Source organism: Nonomuraea longispora, assembly GCF_004348345.1.
GTDB classification, from domain to species: Bacteria; Actinomycetota; Actinomycetes; order Streptosporangiales; family Streptosporangiaceae; genus Nonomuraea; species Nonomuraea longispora.
In genome coordinates this window covers 1-1,955 of sequence record NZ_SMJZ01000408.1, presented here as the reverse complement: position 1 = coordinate 1,955, position 1,955 = coordinate 1, and the positions used below count along the sequence as shown (strand labels likewise).

At 63.2% G+C, this 1,955-nt stretch carries 2 protein-coding genes; one reads left to right on the top strand and one right to left on the bottom strand.

What is annotated here, in order from left to right; all coding sequences use genetic code 11:
• Positions 1 to 196: 196 nt before the first annotated feature.
• Positions 197 to 1,390, bottom strand: a complete 1,194-nt coding sequence (locus E1267_RS43560) for a helix-turn-helix domain-containing protein (protein WP_132342144.1) — start codon at positions 1,388 to 1,390, stop codon at positions 197 to 199.
• Between the two features lie 237 nt (positions 1,391 to 1,627).
• Here E1267_RS43560 and E1267_RS47750 point away from each other — a divergent pair.
• Positions 1,628 to 1,955 (top strand): SAM-dependent methyltransferase (locus E1267_RS47750; RefSeq protein WP_342774966.1); only part of this gene is annotated, 328 nt, incomplete at its 3' end.

The window sequence follows — 1,955 nt, the reverse complement described above, 5'->3', positions numbered from 1 at the left end:
ATCTTGGAGGGGTCCCCATGAAGTTGGCTCCGAAACGATTCGGTAGCCCCGCTGTGCCGTGCGGTGCCTAGCCGATGCAGGTCTACGGCGGGTCCAGCGGGCCGTAGGCACGCAGTGCGGCGGGCAACCCGAGGGGTTGCCAAAGAGTCTTGAATCGAGCGCTACCGGAACTCTGCCGCTGACGGCGTGCGCATCGCTATGCGGTCAGCTCGGGTTGATCGGAGAGTTCGCGATATGCCTCGCGTAGCTCGGCGGTCTCAGGAAGGCGGCGTGCGGCGACGGCAGCTATTACTTCCCTGGCTCTCCAATAGTTGGAGGGCACCAGGAGACCGCTTGTGATGGCGCTCAGAGTAAGGTGTCCGGCCTCGTCGGCTTGATCGGCAGCCATGAGTGCCAGGGCGAGGTCGAGACGAGCGGAGACAGCTCTGCGTGGACGCGGTGGTCCGTCCGTCGCTGACTCCAGACGGGCAAGCACTTGACGGGCGTACGGCTCGGCTGCCGGGTCTCCTAGCCACGAAAGAGTGGTCGCCACATAGGCGTCACTCTTCGCGGGATCATAGCGGTAGTGGTGCTCGGGACGATCAGGCATCGGCAATGGGGAGACAAGTCGGGCCACGCGGTTGAGCGCATCCCGCGTTTCCTGGGCGGCTCCAAGCCGTGCCCATACGCGTCCCTCTTGCGCTACTGCCTGGATGAAGGCAGATCCATTGCGAGGTGCAAGGGCTTGGGCACCCTGGGAAAGCGTTAAGGCTCGGCGGTAGTCACCTGCTGTGAGTGCTTGCCATGCCTCGGTTTCCAGACACCAGGCGGCTAGTTCGTGGTGCTCAGTTTGCTTCGCCAACTGAGCGGCAGTTTTTAGGCGAGCCGTGGCGGATGGGAGTTGACGAAGATCGATGTGGCATGTGGACCCCAGCAACGACAGCCAACCGCCGACCACGAGTAGGCGACGCTGTTCGCTGAGGGTCTTCCTCGCGTCCATCAGCCTCACGACGTAGGCCAGGTGCTTGCGTATTCGACCAAGCAACTCCTGCGGAGGTGTGCCGGGGTAGGCCGTTGCCAGATCATCCACCGCCAGTTCTAGCCTGTGGAGAGTCTCGGTGCCAATGTCACTCGCGGCGGCGCGACGCGAGAGTTCTAGCGCATCAAGCTCATCGTCTGTCCCGGAATCGTCCGAAGTACAACGTGCCGATGGTGGTACGAACTCCACGAGATCCCCGGGCGCAGCGAGGACGGTTTCTAGCTGCCGGGCTAGTTCCATCGTGGGGGGTTTGTGGCCGTTGAGGATTTTGGAGAGGTATCCGGCGTCGTAGTTGGCGGCTGCGGCCAGCTTGCGCAGGGAGATCCCGCGCTGGGTCATCAGCTCTCGCGTTTTCTCACCGAAGGTCGTCATTGCACGCCTGTGTCTCGGAACTGAAGGTGGCGGGTGACGCTGTTGCCTGTTGCCTGGTGGCAGAGGACAACGGGCAACATCTCCCACGGTAGCCCGGGTGGCGGTTCCATGGGGCGTGACGTAGGCAGTTCGCGGCTCTACATCGCGGTTTGCCTGTAGCCGTTAAGCGGCCCCGGCCCTGGTGCGTGAACACCAGGGGTGGTCCGGGGCCTTGATCAGGAATCGAGGTCCTGACCCGTGAAACAGGATAAGGCCAATCGGATCTCCCCCGAGAGAACAAGTGAAGCCCTTACATCGCCTGACGCGCATGGGTGCGATGCGGATCTTCTGGGTCATCGGCGCAGGTTCCCGACAGGCAGTCCGCCCGTTGGCGCGGCGGTGCCGAATGTGGCGCGTATGTACGACTTCTGGCTGGGGGGCAGGGACTTCTACGAGGTTGATCGTGAAGCGGCTGCCATGGTGGAAGTGCTCCTTCCTGGTACGAAGAGGTACGCGCGGGCGAACCGGGCTTTTCTGGGTCGGGCGGTGCGGTTCCTGGCGGGTGAGCAGGGGATCGGTCAGTTCG